The sequence below is a fragment of the Balneatrix alpica DSM 16621 genome (assembly GCF_000619885.1).
In the GTDB taxonomy this organism is placed as follows: Bacteria; Pseudomonadota; Gammaproteobacteria; order Pseudomonadales; family Balneatricaceae; genus Balneatrix; species Balneatrix alpica.
Window position 1 is genome coordinate 1 of sequence record NZ_JHUZ01000017.1, and the last position, 15,354, is coordinate 15,354.

Genomic DNA, 15,354 nt, shown 5'->3' on the forward strand with positions numbered 1-15,354 from the left:
CCCACACGAATTACCTGATCAAATTTTTAAAGAGCATCGAAACGAGGCGCACATCTTACCAGCCTCGATCCCGTTGTCAAGCACCGTTTTTGGCAGTGCTGAGTGATTCGAGAAACCAGGATCACTCTCTTAGCCTGACTGTTTTCGCTGATCACTTCAGACTCTTAAAAATCAAAAAAGTGTTTATTTATCAGTGAGTTATCAGTGCTAAGCTTTCAACCGGAGCCAACGTCGCCGTTGGTGGAGGCGCATTATAGAGATCCCTGACTGAGCGTCAACCCCTTTCTTCAACTTTTGTCCAAAAAGCTTCGAGCCCCTGGCGAATGATATGAAAGAACTCTTCTGATTCATTGACTAATTGGTGATGCGCCTCAGGCAGCCATTGCACTTGCGCCTGCGGAAACAGTGCCCGATAAACAGCGATGTTCGCTTGTGCAGCTACCGTAGTATCTCGCCCTCCTTGAAAAATTTGCACTGGATAAGAGGAAGGGGCTGCCGTCAGCATACTGGGTATCCACTCCAACATGGCACCAATCCAATCCACACTTAAATGACTAGGCTGCAGATAATCGTCGTAAGCCAGAAAGTCGAGAAAGTCACGATCATGGCTGGTGCAGCCAAAGTCTCGTTTGATCTTGCGTAAATAGGGGGAGAGGAAGCGATACAGCCAACGCACCTTTGCGGGCTGATAAGGATAGAGCAGCGGCGCCAACACACTGACTCCGGCAAAGTGCTGTGACATTCGCGGCTCATGCAGTAAAGCATCGAGCAGCATGGCACCGCCAGTACTTTGCCCAACGGCAATACATGGCCCGACCTGGGTAATATCCTGCTGCCACAGCAGTGCAGCTAAAACCTGCTGATATTGCTGAAAACGTTGAATAGATGCCCGCTCGCCACTGGAGAGTCCATGCCCAGGCCAGTCAAAGGCATAAACTTGCCAACCCCGCGCCAACCCCATTTGCAGCAAACGTCCGTAAAGACCGAGGTGATCGGTATAACCCGTCACTATCCAGAGCGCGCCCTTAATTTCACCCACTGGATAGGCGCGATAAAGGTGAATACGTTGGCCTGCTATTGGCAGCCAACCACACTCCACCTGCACGCCGGCCTGCCAGCGCCAGGCATCGAGAGCATAATGGTGCAAATAGCCCTGCAGTAACGGCGATAACTCCGACGCTGAGCATGGATAGGGCGGCAGTTGTTGATGCAAACGCAGCCATAGTGGGATGGGTTGCTGCATAGAGGCCTTAATAAATGCAAAAGGCCCCATCTGGGGCCTTGCAAGCAGCTTAGAGGACCTTAGCGTCCAGCTCACCTTTGGCATAGCGCATGGCCATGTCGTCCAGTGAGATCACTTTGATCTTACTCGCCTGCCCGGCGGTACCAAAGGCTTCATAACGGGCAATACAGATATCACGCATTGCCTTAACGGTTTCCGCCAGGTATTTCCGGGGGTCAAACTCAGCTTTATGTGTCGCCAGGAAGCGGCGCACTGCTCCTGTAGAGGCAAGACGCAGATCTGTGTCGATGTTGACCTTGCGCACACCGTGTTTGATGCCTTCCACAATTTCTTCCACCGGCACGCCGTAAGTTTCAGGAATGGCACCACCGAACTCATTGATGATGGCCAGCCAGTCCTGGGGCACAGAGGAAGATCCATGCATCACCAAGTGAGTGTTGGGGATACGCTTGTGGATTTCTTTAATGCGGTTGATCGCCAGGATGTCGCCGGTAGGGGGACGAGTGAACTTATAAGCACCGTGACTGGTACCGATGGCAATGGCTAGGGCATCCACATTGGTGTCACGCACGAATTGAGCCGCTTCTTCCGGATCAGTAAGTAGCTGGCTGTGGTCCAATACCCCTTCCGCACCGACGCCATCTTCTTCACCGGCCATACCGGTTTCCAAAGATCCCAGGCAACCAATTTCACCTTCTACCGATACGCCACAGGCATGGGCCATTTCCACAGTGCGACGCGTTACATCCACGTTATAGGCATAGTCCGCAGGGGTTTTACCATCTTCACGCAGGGAGCCATCCATCATGACCGAGCTAAAGCCCAACTGAATGGAGCGCTGACAAATTGCCGGAGTCGTACCGTGATCCTGGTGCATCACCACCGGAATATGGGGGAACTCTTCCACCGCAGCCAGAATCAAATGGCGCAGGAAGGGGGCACCCGCGTATTTACGTGCACCAGCCGATGCCTGCACGATCACGGGGGAATCGGTTTTATCCGCCGCTTCCATGATGGCGCGCATCTGTTCTAAGTTGTTGACGTTAAAGGCTGGCACGCCGTAGCCGTATTCGGCGGCGTGGTCCAGCAGTTGACGCATGCTAATCAGAGCCATGTCGCTTTCCTCTTGGGATGGCCGCAGCGCCATCCGGGGTTAAAAGAGTTGAGGTTGCCGAGTCAACCGGCGTTTTGAGCCCGCTCCTGCAGGATCGCAACCGCTGGCAATACTTTTCCTTCCACAAACTCCAGGAAAGCACCGCCACCGGTGGAAATATAGGAAATCTTGTCGCTCACTGCGTACTTATCAATCGCAGCCAGGGTGTCGCCACCCCCAGCAATGGAGAATGCCGAGGACTCGGCAATCGCCAATGACAGGATTTTGGTACCCTCACCAAACTGATCAAATTCAAACACCCCTACCGGGCCATTCCACATGATGGTCTGCGCAGATTTCAACAATTCAGCCAGATGCGCAGCAGTCTGCGGGCCAATATCAAGAATCATGTCATCTTCCGCTACGTCATCTGCCGCTTTAATCGTTGCCTCAGCCGTTGCCGCAAACTCTTTTGCCACTACCACGTCCACCGGCAGAGGAATGCTGACCTTTTCCATCAGCGCTTTGGCGGTATCCACCAAGTCTGCCTCATACAGGGATTTACCTACAGGCTTGCCAGCGGCAGCGAGGAAGGTATTAGCAATACCGCCACCCACGATCAGCTGGTCACACACCTGGCTGAGGGAGTTAAGTACATCCAGCTTGGTTGAGACTTTAGAACCACCCACAATGGCTGCCATCGGCTTGGCGGGCTGCAACAACGCCTTACCCAATGCATCCAGCTCTGCTGCCAGTAGGGGGCCAGCGCAAGCGATAGGCGCATACTTCGCCACGCCATGGGTAGAGGCCTGGGCACGATGGGCGGTACCAAAGGCATCCATCACAAACACATCGCACAATGCGGCCATCTGCTTGGCCAGCTCGTCATTGTTCTTACCTTCACCCTGGTTAAAGCGAACGTTTTCAAACAGTACCAGCTCACCATCCTGCAACGCGAAGCCACCTTGCAGCCAGTCCCGAATCACCGGCACTGCACGTCCCAGTAGCTTACCCAGGTGAGCAGCCACCGGTGCCAGTGAACTCGCCTCATCAAACACCCCTTCCTCAGGACGCCCCAGGTGTGACATGACCATAACCTTGGCACCTTGCTCCAGCGCCAGTTTCAGGGTTGGCAGAGCCGCCTGGATGCGCGCATCACTGCTTACCTTACCGTCTTTCACTGGCACATTGAGGTCTTCACGGATCAGAACCCGCTTACCGGCCAGATTCAGATCAGTCATCTTGATTACGTTCATGGCTGTATTCCACCCAGATTGTTCAGGAGTCGCTAAGAGTTAACCAGGTCTTGGCCACATCGAGCATGCGATTGGCAAAACCCCATTCGTTATCGAACCAACACAGCAATTTAACCATGCGCTCGCCACTGACCCGGGTTTGGGTCGCATCGACAATGCCGGAGCGCACATCATGGTTGAAATCCACCGAAGCATGGGGCTCTTCACTGTAGCCGAGCAGCCCCATCAAGGGTTCACTACTGGCCGCCTGGCGCAGTAATGCATTAACCTCGGCAACCGAGGTTTTACGTTTAACGTTAATCGTCATGTCCATCACGGACACATTGATCGTCGGCACCCGCATCGCCAGACACTGAAAACGCCCCGATAAATGAGGTAACAAACGATCAATCCCCTTGGCCAAGCCAGTATCCACCGGAATGATGGAACTGAGAGCGCTGCGGGTCAGACGTAGATCGGTATTGTGGTACGCATCAATCACCGGTTGATCATTCATAGCGGAGTGAATGGTTGTCGTCACCCCACACTCAATCCCTAATACCTCATCCAGCAGGCTTAATACGGGTACCACTGAATTCGTGGTGCAGGAGGCGGCTGAGACGATACGATGATGGGCAGCCAAGTGTTGATGGTTAATGCCATAGACAATAGTGGCGTCGACATCGGCTGCAGCGGGTTGGGAAAATAACAGGCGTTTAGCGCCACTACGCAGGTGTAGCTCCGCCTGTGCCCGGTCACTAAAAGAGCCGGAGCACTCTAACAGCAAATCGATACCCAACTCCTGCCAGGGTAACTGGGTAGGGTCAGGCTGATTAAGCACACGGATGCGATCATTCTTAATGCAGAGGTAGTCCCCCTCATGACCGACCGGCAGCGGGAAACGCCCATGGGTGGTGTCATAACGGGTCAGGTAGGTGACGGTGTCGATATCCGACAACTCGTTCAACGCCACCACTTCAAAGTATTGACGGTAATTACCTTCATAGAGGGCACGCAGCACACACTGCCCTATTCGCCCATACCCATTGATCGCAAGCCGAAAGGCCATAGCCATCCTACCAGGTGCTAGCTGTTTGCATGCAAAAGGCGGCCGTAGCCGCCTTTTATCCTTCAGGGTTACAGCAGAGAGTTAACCGCCTCTACTACCTTCTCCACGGTCAAGCCGAAGTGCTTATAAAGCTCTCCAGCAGGGGCCGATTCACCAAAGGTAGTCATGCCGATAATCTTGCCGTTTAAACCTACATACTTGTACCAGTAGTCGGCATGAGCAGCCTCGACTGCTACCCGTGCCGATACTGCCGCAGGCAACACCGCCTCACGATAGGCAGCGTCCTGGCGCTCAAAGACATCTGTTGAAGGCATGGACACCACTCGCACCTTTTTGCCTTCATTGCTCAGCTGCTCAGCTGCCTGCATCGCCAGATCCACTTCTGAGCCCGTGGCAATCAGGATAGCCTGGGGCTGACCATCACAGTCACGCAGGATGTAACCGCCCTTGGCCACATTGGCCAACTGCACATCATTACGGTTCATATAAGGCAGGTTTTGGCGTGAGAACACCAACGCACTAGGACCATCCACACGTTGCAACGCTACCTTCCAGGCAACCGCTGACTCAACCGTATCGCAAGGACGCCATACATCCAGATTGGGTGTGTGGCGCATGTTGGCCAGCTGTTCAATCGGCTGATGGGTAGGACCATCTTCACCCAAACCAATGGAGTCGTGGGTGTAGACAAACAGCACACGCTGCTTCATCAACGCTGCCATACGCACCGCATTACGGGCATATTCCATGAACACCAGGAAGGTCGCGCCATAGGGGATAAAACCACCATGCAGGGCCAGACCATTCATAATGGCGCTCATGCCGAACTCACGTACGCCGTAATAGAGGTAGTTACCGCTGGCATCATCAGCACTGATGCCTTTACAGCCCTTCCACAGGGTCAGGTTAGAACCCGCCAGGTCAGCAGAGCCACCCAGCAGTTCCGGCAACAGCGGACCATAGGCGTTCAAGGCATTCTGAGAAGCTTTACGGGAGGCAATGGTTTCCGCCTTGTCGTGGCAAGCACGAATATAAGCATCAGCCTTATCCTGGAAGTCCGCCGGTAATTCGCCACTGATACGACGTACCAGCTCCGCCGCCAGTTCAGGGTACTTGGCCTGATAACGGGCTAACTGATCATTCCACTGGTTTTCCAGCTGGGTGCCACGCTCTTTTGCATCCCATTTGGCATAGATATCCGCCGGTACATCGAAGGGAGCATGGTGCCAACCCAAGGCCTCACGAGTCAGGGCGATTTCATCATCTCCCAGGGGCGCACCGTGGCATTCTTCTTTGCCCTGCTTGTTGGGCGAGCCAAAACCGATGATGGTTTTGCAGACGATCAGACTGGGCTTATCAGTCTCTTTACGCGCTTCTTTGATGGCTTCTTTGATCGCCTTGGGATCATGACCATCAACATCCTTCACCACGTGCCAGCCATAGGCCTTAAAACGCTTGGCGGTGTCGTCAGTAAACCACCCTTCTACTTCACCATCGATGGAAATGCCATTGTCATCATAGAAGGCAATCAGCTTACCCAGGCCCAGGGTACCGGCCAGTGAACACACCTCATGGGAAATCCCTTCCATCAAGCAGCCATCACCGAGGAAGGTATAGGTGTAATGATCCACCAACTCAAAACCTTCACGATTAAACTGCGCCGCCAAGGTCTTCTCAGCAATCGCCATCCCGACTGCGTTAGCAATACCCTGCCCCAAAGGACCCGTGGTGGTTTCTACCCCAGGGCAATAGCCATATTCCGGGTGACCTGCTGTTTTAGCATGCAGCTGGCGGAAGTTTTGCAAATCTTCGATAGAGACATCATAGCCAGTCAGGTGCAACAGGCTGTAAATCAACATGGAACCGTGGCCATTAGACAGTACAAAACGGTCACGATTAAACCACTGCGGATTGGCAGGGTTATGTTGCAGGAAGTCGTTCCAGAGCACCTCGGCAATATCCGCCATGCCCATAGGGGCACCAGGATGGCCGGACTTGGCTTTTTGCACCGCATCCATACTCAGCGCGCGGATGGCATTGGCTAGCTCTTTACGAGAAGGCATTATCAGTCTCCCGGGGGCGTGTTCAGTGAACCCAAAAAATGAAAGGCGATATTGTCGCGTCCTCGCCTCCTAACTGCAATGGCGAACGACCATTTTGCCCGCATTTGAGCAACTCTCGCGTTTTTTCATGGTCACATCCCGACCGCAAAGGTATAATGCCGCTCTTCTGCCGACTTGGCAGCATTCACACGGCCCCATAAAGGCCCGTAATTAAGTCACTGCTCCCCCCGATTACCTAGGGTGGGGTATTCAATTATGAGGCTAATCTCGCTATGAGCAGCTACCGCATTTTTACCTCTGAATCTGTGTCTGAAGGTCATCCGGATAAAATCGCAGACCAGATTTCCGATGCCGTCCTCGACGCCATCCTCAGTCAAGACAAGTTCGCCCGCGTGGCCTGTGAAACCCTGGTAAAAACCGGTGTTGCCATCGTCGCAGGGGAAATCTCCACCTCAGCCTGGGTTGATCTGGAAGACCTGGTGCGCAAAGTGATTTGCGATATTGGTTACACCTCTTCCGATGTCGGTTTCGATGGTGCCACCTGCGGCATTATCAATATCATCGGCAAGCAGTCCGTCGACATTGCCCAAGGGGTTGACCGCTCCAAGCCGGAAGATCAAGGCGCTGGTGATCAGGGCCTAATGTTCGGCTACGCCAGCAGCGAAACCGATGTGCTGATGCCCGCTCCCATTACCTTCTCTCACCGTTTGGTCGAGCGTCAGGCGGAAGCACGCAAGTCCGGCTTATTGCCCTGGCTGCGCCCGGATGCCAAAAGCCAGGTCACCTGCCGCTACGAAAACGGTAAGGTGGTCGGTATTGACGCCATCGTGCTCTCCACCCAGCACAACCCCGATGTGAAATTGGTCGACCTGCGTGAAGCCGTGATGGAACTGATTATCAAGCACGTGATCCCCGCCGAGCTGATCAGCAAGGACACCCAATTCCACATCAACCCCACCGGCAACTTTGTCATCGGTGGCCCAGTTGGTGACTGTGGTTTAACTGGCCGTAAAATCATCGTCGATACCTATGGCGGCATGGCCCGTCATGGCGGCGGCGCCTTCTCCGGCAAAGACCCCTCCAAGGTGGATCGCTCTGCCGCCTATGCTGGTCGCTATGTCGCGAAAAACATCGTTGCCGCCGGCCTGGCGGAGCAGTGTGAGATTCAGGTGTCCTACGCCATCGGCGTAGCTCAGCCCACCTCCATCTCACTGAACACCTTCGGTACCGGTAAAATTAGCGATGACAAGATCATCGAACTGGTGCGTCGCCACTTTGATCTGCGCCCCTATGCCATCACTACTATGCTGGACCTGCTCCACCCGATGTATCAGCCGACTGCCGCCTATGGCCACTTCGGTCGCAACCCCTATGAAATGACCGTGAATGGCGAAACCTTCACAGCCTTCAGCTGGGAAAAGACCGATAAAGCAGAGGCTCTACGTGCGGATGCGGGCATCTAAGCAAAACGCTTAGCCCTACAACAAAAAAGCTCCCTCGGGAGCTTTTTTGCATTCTAACGGCTCAATTCAGTGCTGATGTACAACAAGGACAACGGGTGGCTTTAAGCGGAATCGCACTAAAACAAAAACCACACTCTTTCGTAGTAGGGGCGGGGGCGGGCTGCGCCTCTTCCTGTCGACGCAGTTTATTCATGCTCTTAATCAGCATAAAAAGCGCGAAGGCGACAATGGTAAAGCTAATCACCGAGTTGATGAACAAGCCAAGATTCAACGTCACCGCACCCGCTTCCTTAGCGGCTGCCAGGGTGGCATAGGTAGCGCCTTCGGTTGCTGGCTTTAACAAAATAAAGAGGTCAGAAAAATCCACCCCGCCTAACAACAAACCAATAGGGGGCATGATGACATCATCCACCATGCTCTTCACAATGGTGCCAAAGGCCCCACCAATGATGATCCCCACCGCCATGTCCACCACATTGCCACGCATGGCAAAATCTCTAAATTCCTTCAACATACCTCTGGCTCCTTCTTAAGTGTGCTAAGCGCCCCCCAAGTCTAGGCAAGACTGGCACATTTCACCCTGTCCAATTCGCTCCAAGCCTGCCAAAGAGCCTCGCTTCAACGTCGTTGGCCCTGCTGGCTTCCCTGTGCTTTGTGGTAGCATAGCCCGGCAATTTGTCAGTCACAGAGTGAGCCCATGCGTATTCCCCGCCTGTATGAGCCCGATGTCCACCAGCCTGGTCAACAATTTCACCTCAACGACAACGCATTCCAGCATGCGGTCAAAGCGTTGCGCATGCAGAACGGCCAGTCCCTGGAGTTAATTAATGGACGGGATAACGGCTACTACGCCGCCACCCTGTTGGAAGTGAGTAAAAAGCAGGCGCTCATCGAGGTCCACAGTTTTCACCCACTCGATAACGAATCCCCCTTGCGGGTGCATCTTGGCCAAAGCCTATCGCGCGGTGAGCGGATGGACTATGCCATTCAAAAAGCCACTGAACTCGGCGTCGCCACCATCACCCCACTATTTAGTGAGCGTTGTGAAGTCAAACTCAATGCCGAACGCCAGGATAAACGCCAACAACATTGGCAACAGGTTGTCATTAGCGCCTGTGAACAGTGTTTGCGCCCCCTCATCCCGCCGGTACAGAGTCCACAAAATTTGGCGGACTGGTGCGCCAGTGTAGAAGCAGAGCTAAAGCTGGTGTTGCACCACCGCACCCCTGCCCGCTTAAGTAGCCTGGCTAAGCCTGCCTCTGTTGCGCTCTTGATTGGCCCGGAGGGCGGCCTCAGTGAGGCCGAAATCGAGCTGGCCGAACAACACGGCTTTATTGCTATGGCACTGGGCCCGCGGGTGCTGCGTACTGAAACCGCTCCAGTGGCGGCGTTAAGTATTCTGCAGCACTTGTGGGGAGACGCCTGAGCCCTCATCTTAGCCCGAGGCCCAATCTGCTGGGCCTGACTTTGTTACCCAGCCCCCGAAGGAGCCCGAATATGTCAGCTGTACGCCTCGGTATCGTGATGGACCCTATTGCCGCCATCAACTACAAAAAAGACAGCTCGCTGGCCATGCTATTGGCCGCACAAAAACGTGGCTGGGAACTCTGGTATATGGAGCAGCGCGATCTCTACTCACGCGATGGCCAGGCCTGCGCCATGATGCGCCCGCTGCAAGTTCAGGCTGATGCCAACCAATGGTTCCAGCTAGGTGACAGCCAAAGCCGTCCCTTGGCTGATCTCAACATCATTCTGATGCGCAAAGATCCACCCTTTGATAACGAATATATCTACAGCACCTATCTGCTTGAGCAGGCAGAACAGGCCGGCACCCTGGTAGTCAATAAGCCGCAGAGCCTGCGCGATTGTAATGAGAAGTACTTTGCCACTCTATTCCCCCAATGCACCCCACCGGTACTGGTCAGTCGCCGTCCCGATTTACTGAAGGACTTCCTCGCCGAACATCAGGATGTCATCTACAAGCCCCTCGATGGCATGGGCGGCAGTGCCATTTTCCGCGTACGCCAGGGCGACCCTAACCTGAATGTGATTCTGGAAACCCTGACCCAATTCGGCCAGCAGCAGATCATGGCACAACGCTTTATCCCCGCCATTAGTGAAGGAGATAAGCGCATTCTGGTAATCGATGGAGTCGCCGTCGACTACTGCCTGGCACGCATTCCAGCCCAGGGAGAAACCCGCGGTAATCTGGCTGCCGGTGGCCGAGGAGAAGGCCGACCGCTGAGTGATCGCGACCGCTGGATCGTGGAACAGGTGGCTCCCAGCCTCAAAGCCAAAGGCTTAATTTTTGTTGGCCTGGATGTCATCGGTGACTACCTCACTGAGATCAACGTCACCAGCCCTACCTGTATCCGCGAGCTGGATAGTCAGTTTGGTTTAGACATCGGTGGGCAACTGATGGACTGTCTGGCCGCCAAGATAGGCCATTAAGGGAAGCATGATGGCAAGCAGTTGGGCCAGCCTTAGCCAGCAACGCTTTAGCTATGCCTTAGCCATTGCTCTGCTGACCCACGGCGCCATTATTTTAGGTGTGGCGATTGCACCGCCGGAGCCCACCCAGGTTCGACAAAATACCCTGGAAGTCACCCTGGCGGTGTATCAAAGCCAGCAAGCGCCAGAGCAGGCCGACTTTATTGCCCAACATGATCAGCAAGGCAGTGGCGATCAAGAAGACAAGACCCGCCTCAGCACCCTGGAAAAGGCCGACTTGGCAGATCGCCGCATTCAAGAACTGGCGGCACGGGAAGTGGCGCCCAGCCATCCGCAACCCCTGGTCGACGAGCCCATCCTGGCAGAACCCAGCACCACCCCGAGCCCCGAGCCCCCCCAACCCGAGCCCAAACAAGCGGCTCCCGCTGTGAAGCAGGTAGTCGCCAAAGAGGCCAAAAGCCAAGTTAAGGAAGCAGCCAAACCCACCCCGAGCAAGCCCGCCAAGCAAGCTCCACCTCCCGCACCAGCAAGCGGCCCTTCATTAATGGCACGCAGTCTAGAAATTGCTAGCCTGGAGGCTTCCCTCGACATCATGCGGCAGGAATACGCCAAACGCCCCCGTAAACGCACCCTGGATGCCAACTCCACCAAGCGTAGCGAGGATGCGTTTTATCTGAATGCCTGGAAAGACAAGATCCAACAGGTGGGCAATCTGCATTATCCTCAAGCCGCCCGCCAGCAGGGGCTGTATGGCAAACTGCGTCTACTCGTGGTCTTGCGTCCCGATGGCAGCGTGAAGGAAATTCAGCTACTGCAATCATCCGGTCATCCACTATTGGATGATGCAGCCCGCCAGATCGTGCGTCTGGCATCGCCCTTTGCCCCCTTCCCCCCGCAAATGAAAAACGAGGTGGATGAGCTAGAAATTATCCGCACCTGGGTGTTTGAAAAGAATCGTACTCTATATTGAGTCAGCCGCTTGCCTGCCACACTCAGCTAGCATGGCAGACACCACAGCCTTACAGCATTTGCACGACTTCCAAGCCAAGGTGGTAGCTCAGATTGGCCTGAGCCTGACAACGCACCACCTTGGTTTTCGCCTGAAGAGGAGGTACCGCCTGATTAGTCGAATCCAAACGCACCTCAAGTTCAGTCCCTAACTCAAAGGGAATCGGCACCTCTACTCCCATGCCCGTCGCGCTTAAATCCAAGCACTTGCCCCGTAACGGTTCCGCGCCAGGGCTGCTCCACAGCCGAACATCAGCGTTAATCATCATGCGGTAGAAATTACGTCGATCATCGGGACCCAACATAGATACCTTCCTCGTGACTGAAGCCTCATGACCACGCCCTATGGCGAACAAAATCACTTAGCTATGCGGCGACTCCTTAACTATAGAGCGCCGGAGACTATGCCTCCACTTCATAATGGCGCCCAGCCCTATGTTAAAGCCCTACCAAGGGTAATGCGGTGGTGGTTTTAATGGAGTCCAACACTACCGTAGAACGTATGTGCGTTACCCCAGGAATGGTCATTAACTCTTCCATCAGAAAGTTAGAAAACGCTTTCAGATCACTAACCACCACCCGTAACAAATAATCATCATCTCCTGTGACGGAATAACACTCCAGGATTTGCGATTTACGCTGTACCGCCTGATGAAAAGCCCGAGCCGGGTTCTCTCCATGCTTTTCCAGGGTGACGGAGACAAACGCCAGCACCCCCAGCCCCAAACGATCAGCATTGAGCTGAGCGACCCAGGCACGGATCACCCCCAACTCCTGCAATCGTTGCAAGCGCCTGGAACATTGCGAAGGAGACAAATTCACCCGCTCTGACAATTGCGCCTGGGACAATCGCCCGTCCTGCTGTAGCGCCTCCAACAGACGGATATCATAAGCATCCAAACTAACTGCACTATTCATGCACAAAACCCCAATAGCATGCATAAAATTTACGAAAACTTAGCAGCTAGCGTTCGAATTTGCACAATTTTTGCGCGTATGCCGCCCTATAATCATTGTTATCTACTTGACCAGGATCAAGGCAGCAGCCTGCGCCCTTGCCACCAGGATAACAATAACAGGAGGCCCTTATGACGCTCTCTCGCCACAGCAGCATGATTACCGAACTCAACCCCATGGGTACCGATGGTTTTGAGTTTGTCGAGTACACCGCCACTGATGTTGCCGCGCTACGCCAACTATTTGAAGGTTTGGGCTTTGTGGCCGTTGCCCGTCACCGTTCCAAGGACGTTACCCTCTATCGCCAGGGTGATATCAACTTCATCATCAATGCCGAGCCCGACTCCTTCGCCCAGCAGTTTGCCCGTGCCCACGGCCCCAGCGCTTGCGCTATGGCCTTCCGCGTTGCCGATGCTGCCTACGCCTACCAACGTGCCCTGGAACTCGGTGCCACCCCCGCACCTACCCGCGTAGGGCCAATGGAGCTAAATATCCCAGCGATTGAAGGGATCGGCGGTTCCATCATCTATCTGGTTGATCGCTATGGCAGCCATGGCAGCATCTACGATATTGACTTCGTCCCATTAGAGGGCGTCGATCAGCATCCCAAGGGCGTCGGCTTAACCTACATCGACCACCTCACCCATAACGTATACCGTGGCAACATGGATAAGTGGGCAGACTTCTATGAGCGCCTGTTTAACTTCAAAGAGATTCGTTACTTCGATATTGAAGGTAAGCTGACTGGGCTGAAATCAAAGGCCATGACCAGCCCCTGCGGCAAGATTCGTATTCCTATTAACGAGTCTGCCGATGACAAGAGCCAGATCGAAGAATACCTACAGGAATACAAAGGGGAAGGTATTCAACATATCGCCCTGGGCAGCGATGACATCTACGTCACCGTGGAGAAGCTCAAAGCCGATGGGGTGAAATTCATGACCCCACCACCCGACACCTACTATGAAATGCTGGATGAGCGCCTGCCTGGCCATGGTGAAGACGTAGCACGTCTGCAACGCAATGCCATCCTAATGGACGGCGCCCCCACCGAAGACGGTGGCCGCTTGCTGCAAATCTTCACCGAAACCGTGATTGGCCCCATCTTCTTTGAGCTGATCCAACGCAAAGGCGATGAGGGCTTTGGCGAAGGTAACTTCCGTGCCCTGTTCGAATCAATGGAGCGTGATCAGGTTCGTCGCGGCGTCTTGCAGGATAAGTAATCACCTCGCCTCCCTGCCCTGCAGGGAGGCATCCTCCTCTGCTACCTTTGTTTAATTCTGGTAACCGACCCTGTACAGACAGCCGCTTCTGCTTCTATCTTGAAGAGCATTCATGAGCCCAGTGCTCAAGCAGAGGACAAGGTTGTAATGCAGCTTCATCTCATGAGTTGGCCAGAAGTCGCCAACTACCTTAGTCAACGCCAGGATATCCTGATCCCTATTGGCTCCACCGAACAACACGGTCCTATGGGCTTAATCGGTACCGATGCCATCTGCCCGGAGGCCATTGCCAACGCCGCAGCGGCCGAACTGGGCTGCATTGTTGGCCCCACCATCAACGTCGGTATGGCTCAGCATCACCTCGCTTTTCCTGGCACCATTGCCCTACGCCCCAGCACTCTGATCGCCTATTTACAGGACTACGTTAACTCCCTGGCGCTGGCCGGCTTTACTCACTTTTACTTCTTCAATGGTCATGGCGGCAACATCCCCAGTGTCGAAGCCGCCTTCAGTGAAATCTATGCCGAACGCAGCTATCAACGCCAAGGGCCGAGCGGTCAGGTACGCTGCAAGCTAGGTAACTGGTTTCGCCTGCCAGAGGTCGCGGCCCTGGCTAGCCAACTTTACGGCGATAAAGAAGGGAATCACGCTACCCCTTCTGAGATCGCCTTAACCCAATTTGTCTACCCCCACGCCATCAAGCAGGCAGAACTCGCCCCCATTCATGCCACTGCCCGCTACGCCACCGACAGTCGTGATTTCCGTGCGCTGTTCCCGGATGGACGCATGGGCGCTGACTCGGCGCTGGCCAGTCCGCAAGCGGGGGAACAATTTTTACGCCTTGGCGTCCAAGGACTGATCCGCGAATACAACGCCTTTGTGCATCACCCCTGAGGGGCCAATCACACTGAGGTAGGGCATGCATCCGCACACGCAACAGCTTTTCTGGCAACCCGATACAGTGCCTGGCTTTGAGCATACCCGGCTCGCCCGTAGCGAGCAGGGTACAGCCATCGACAGCCTGGTCATCGTGTCGCTGCAGGCAGAGGTCCTTCATCTGCGCTATCAGGCTTTCTATGATGCCAAGTTGCAATTACGCTCCCTGCGCCTGCAAGGCCTGAATCATATGCTGGAGCTTAGCCTGAGTGGCGATGGCCACGGTTTTTGGCGCGATCGACAAGGGCAACGCCTCGGACTATTAGATGGTTGCCTGGATGTACTCTTTGATTTTTCTCCCAACGGTCATCAGCTTCTACTCTGGCGTCAACAGCAACACCCCTCCACTTCGCCCTTTAACACCCTCAACGTCAACGCCCTGGGCCATCTTAAAGCCTGTAAAACCCAGCTCCAGCAAGTTTCTGAGCACAGTTGGCAATTACAGCGGGACGATCAGCAACAACAACTCAGTGTCGACCAAGCACAGCAGTTACTAACCCTGCAACCAGGCTGGCAACGGGTGTTGCCCCCTGAAACCTCTCCTCTTTTCTCTCCAAGCTAAAACAGCCGCAGGTAAGGACTACCCACTGGATGCTGCCAGTTTGAGGTCGCA

Annotated in this window: 15 protein-coding genes; 7 read left to right on the forward strand and 8 right to left on the reverse strand. The window is 54.4% G+C overall.

From position 1 onward, the window contains the following. Positions 1 to 274: 274 nt before the first annotated feature. From Q334_RS18565 to tkt, 5 genes are all read right to left on the reverse strand, one after another. Positions 275 to 1,243, reverse strand: a complete 969-nt coding sequence (locus tag Q334_RS18565; protein ID WP_162157430.1) for an alpha/beta fold hydrolase — start codon at positions 1,241 to 1,243, stop codon at positions 275 to 277. A gap of 49 nt (positions 1,244 to 1,292) precedes the next feature. Then, entirely contained in the window at positions 1,293 to 2,357 is a 1,065-nt protein-coding gene (fba, locus tag Q334_RS0108930) for a class II fructose-bisphosphate aldolase (protein WP_027312912.1), read from the reverse strand. Between the two features lie 62 nt (positions 2,358 to 2,419). Next, positions 2,420 to 3,592 (reverse strand): phosphoglycerate kinase, encoded by a 1,173-nt coding sequence (locus tag Q334_RS0108935; protein WP_027312913.1) that lies wholly within the window; start codon positions 3,590 to 3,592, stop codon positions 2,420 to 2,422. Positions 3,593 to 3,614: 22 nt separating this feature from the next. Continuing rightward, a complete protein-coding gene (locus Q334_RS0108940; protein ID WP_027312914.1) occupies positions 3,615 to 4,640 on the reverse strand; it encodes a type I glyceraldehyde-3-phosphate dehydrogenase in 1,026 nt (341 codons plus the stop codon). Positions 4,641 to 4,708: 68 nt separating this feature from the next. Next, positions 4,709 to 6,703 carry a transketolase gene (gene tkt, locus Q334_RS0108945; RefSeq protein ID WP_027312915.1) on the reverse strand — a complete coding sequence of 665 codons (1,995 nt, stop codon included), beginning with the start codon at positions 6,701 to 6,703 and terminating at the stop codon, positions 4,709 to 4,711. Between the two features lie 272 nt (positions 6,704 to 6,975). On the opposite strand from tkt, the gene metK reads away from it, so the two are divergent. Next, positions 6,976 to 8,166, forward strand: a complete 1,191-nt coding sequence (metK, locus tag Q334_RS0108950) for a methionine adenosyltransferase (RefSeq protein ID WP_027312916.1) — start codon at positions 6,976 to 6,978, stop codon at positions 8,164 to 8,166. 61 nt (positions 8,167 to 8,227) lie between these two features. On the opposite strand, the gene mscL is transcribed toward metK, so the two are convergent. Continuing rightward, positions 8,228 to 8,680, reverse strand: a complete 453-nt coding sequence (gene mscL, locus Q334_RS0108955) for a large conductance mechanosensitive channel protein MscL (RefSeq protein ID WP_027312917.1) — start codon at positions 8,678 to 8,680, stop codon at positions 8,228 to 8,230. Between the two features lie 183 nt (positions 8,681 to 8,863). Between mscL and Q334_RS0108960 the strand changes: the two genes are divergently transcribed. From Q334_RS0108960 to Q334_RS0108970, 3 genes are all read left to right on the forward strand, one after another. Beyond that, on the forward strand, positions 8,864 to 9,592 hold the full coding sequence (locus Q334_RS0108960; RefSeq protein ID WP_027312918.1) for a 16S rRNA (uracil(1498)-N(3))-methyltransferase: 729 nt from the start codon (positions 8,864 to 8,866) through the stop codon (positions 9,590 to 9,592). Positions 9,593 to 9,663: 71 nt separating this feature from the next. Further along, entirely contained in the window at positions 9,664 to 10,617 is a 954-nt protein-coding gene (gene gshB, locus Q334_RS0108965) for a glutathione synthase (RefSeq protein WP_027312919.1), read from the forward strand. Between the two features lie 10 nt (positions 10,618 to 10,627). Beyond that, positions 10,628 to 11,587: an energy transducer TonB gene (locus tag Q334_RS0108970; protein ID WP_027312920.1), complete on the forward strand. Its 960-nt coding sequence runs from the start codon at positions 10,628 to 10,630 to the stop codon at positions 11,585 to 11,587. A 49-nt stretch (positions 11,588 to 11,636) separates the two neighbouring features. On the opposite strand, the gene Q334_RS0108975 is transcribed toward Q334_RS0108970, so the two are convergent. Both Q334_RS0108975 and Q334_RS0108980 read right to left on the reverse strand, forming a co-directional pair. Continuing rightward, positions 11,637 to 11,930, reverse strand: a complete 294-nt coding sequence (locus Q334_RS0108975; RefSeq protein WP_027312921.1) for a PilZ domain-containing protein — start codon at positions 11,928 to 11,930, stop codon at positions 11,637 to 11,639. A gap of 133 nt (positions 11,931 to 12,063) precedes the next feature. Beyond that, positions 12,064 to 12,543: an Lrp/AsnC family transcriptional regulator gene (locus Q334_RS0108980; RefSeq protein ID WP_027312922.1), complete on the reverse strand. Its 480-nt coding sequence runs from the start codon at positions 12,541 to 12,543 to the stop codon at positions 12,064 to 12,066. 170 nt (positions 12,544 to 12,713) lie between these two features. On the opposite strand from Q334_RS0108980, the gene hppD reads away from it, so the two are divergent. From hppD to Q334_RS0108995, 3 genes are all read left to right on the forward strand, one after another. Beyond that, positions 12,714 to 13,805, forward strand: a complete 1,092-nt coding sequence (gene hppD / locus Q334_RS0108985) for a 4-hydroxyphenylpyruvate dioxygenase (RefSeq protein ID WP_211249524.1) — start codon at positions 12,714 to 12,716, stop codon at positions 13,803 to 13,805. Positions 13,806 to 13,952: 147 nt separating this feature from the next. Continuing rightward, entirely contained in the window at positions 13,953 to 14,699 is a 747-nt protein-coding gene (locus Q334_RS0108990; protein WP_027312924.1) for a creatininase family protein, read from the forward strand. A gap of 25 nt (positions 14,700 to 14,724) precedes the next feature. Continuing rightward, complete coding sequence (locus Q334_RS0108995; protein WP_027312925.1) at positions 14,725 to 15,303, forward strand: putative glycolipid-binding domain-containing protein; 579 nt, start codon at positions 14,725 to 14,727, stop codon at positions 15,301 to 15,303. Positions 15,304 to 15,354: the final 51 nt, after the last annotated feature.

What these genes read in the sequence shown, in the direction of transcription:
- Q334_RS18565 (WP_162157430.1), bottom strand. Translation starts at nt 1,243, where the DNA reads ATGCAGCAACCCATCCCACTATGGCTGCGTTTGCATCAACAACTGCCG.
- fba (WP_027312912.1), bottom strand. Translation starts at nt 2,357, where the DNA reads ATGGCTCTGATTAGCATGCGTCAACTGCTGGACCACGCCGCCGAATAC.
- Q334_RS0108935 (WP_027312913.1), bottom strand. Translation starts at nt 3,592, where the DNA reads ATGAACGTAATCAAGATGACTGATCTGAATCTGGCCGGTAAGCGGGTT.
- Q334_RS0108940 (WP_027312914.1), bottom strand. Translation starts at nt 4,640, where the DNA reads ATGGCCTTTCGGCTTGCGATCAATGGGTATGGGCGAATAGGGCAGTGT.
- tkt (WP_027312915.1), bottom strand. Translation starts at nt 6,703, where the DNA reads ATGCCTTCTCGTAAAGAGCTAGCCAATGCCATCCGCGCGCTGAGTATG.
- metK (WP_027312916.1), top strand. Translation starts at nt 6,976, where the DNA reads ATGAGCAGCTACCGCATTTTTACCTCTGAATCTGTGTCTGAAGGTCAT.
- mscL (WP_027312917.1), bottom strand. Translation starts at nt 8,680, where the DNA reads ATGTTGAAGGAATTTAGAGATTTTGCCATGCGTGGCAATGTGGTGGAC.
- Q334_RS0108960 (WP_027312918.1), top strand. Translation starts at nt 8,864, where the DNA reads ATGCGTATTCCCCGCCTGTATGAGCCCGATGTCCACCAGCCTGGTCAA.
- gshB (WP_027312919.1), top strand. Translation starts at nt 9,664, where the DNA reads ATGTCAGCTGTACGCCTCGGTATCGTGATGGACCCTATTGCCGCCATC.
- Q334_RS0108970 (WP_027312920.1), top strand. Translation starts at nt 10,628, where the DNA reads ATGGCAAGCAGTTGGGCCAGCCTTAGCCAGCAACGCTTTAGCTATGCC.
- Q334_RS0108975 (WP_027312921.1), bottom strand. Translation starts at nt 11,930, where the DNA reads ATGTTGGGTCCCGATGATCGACGTAATTTCTACCGCATGATGATTAAC.
- Q334_RS0108980 (WP_027312922.1), bottom strand. Translation starts at nt 12,543, where the DNA reads ATGAATAGTGCAGTTAGTTTGGATGCTTATGATATCCGTCTGTTGGAG.
- hppD (WP_211249524.1), top strand. Translation starts at nt 12,714, where the DNA reads ATGACGCTCTCTCGCCACAGCAGCATGATTACCGAACTCAACCCCATG.
- Q334_RS0108990 (WP_027312924.1), top strand. Translation starts at nt 13,953, where the DNA reads ATGCAGCTTCATCTCATGAGTTGGCCAGAAGTCGCCAACTACCTTAGT.
- Q334_RS0108995 (WP_027312925.1), top strand. Translation starts at nt 14,725, where the DNA reads ATGCATCCGCACACGCAACAGCTTTTCTGGCAACCCGATACAGTGCCT.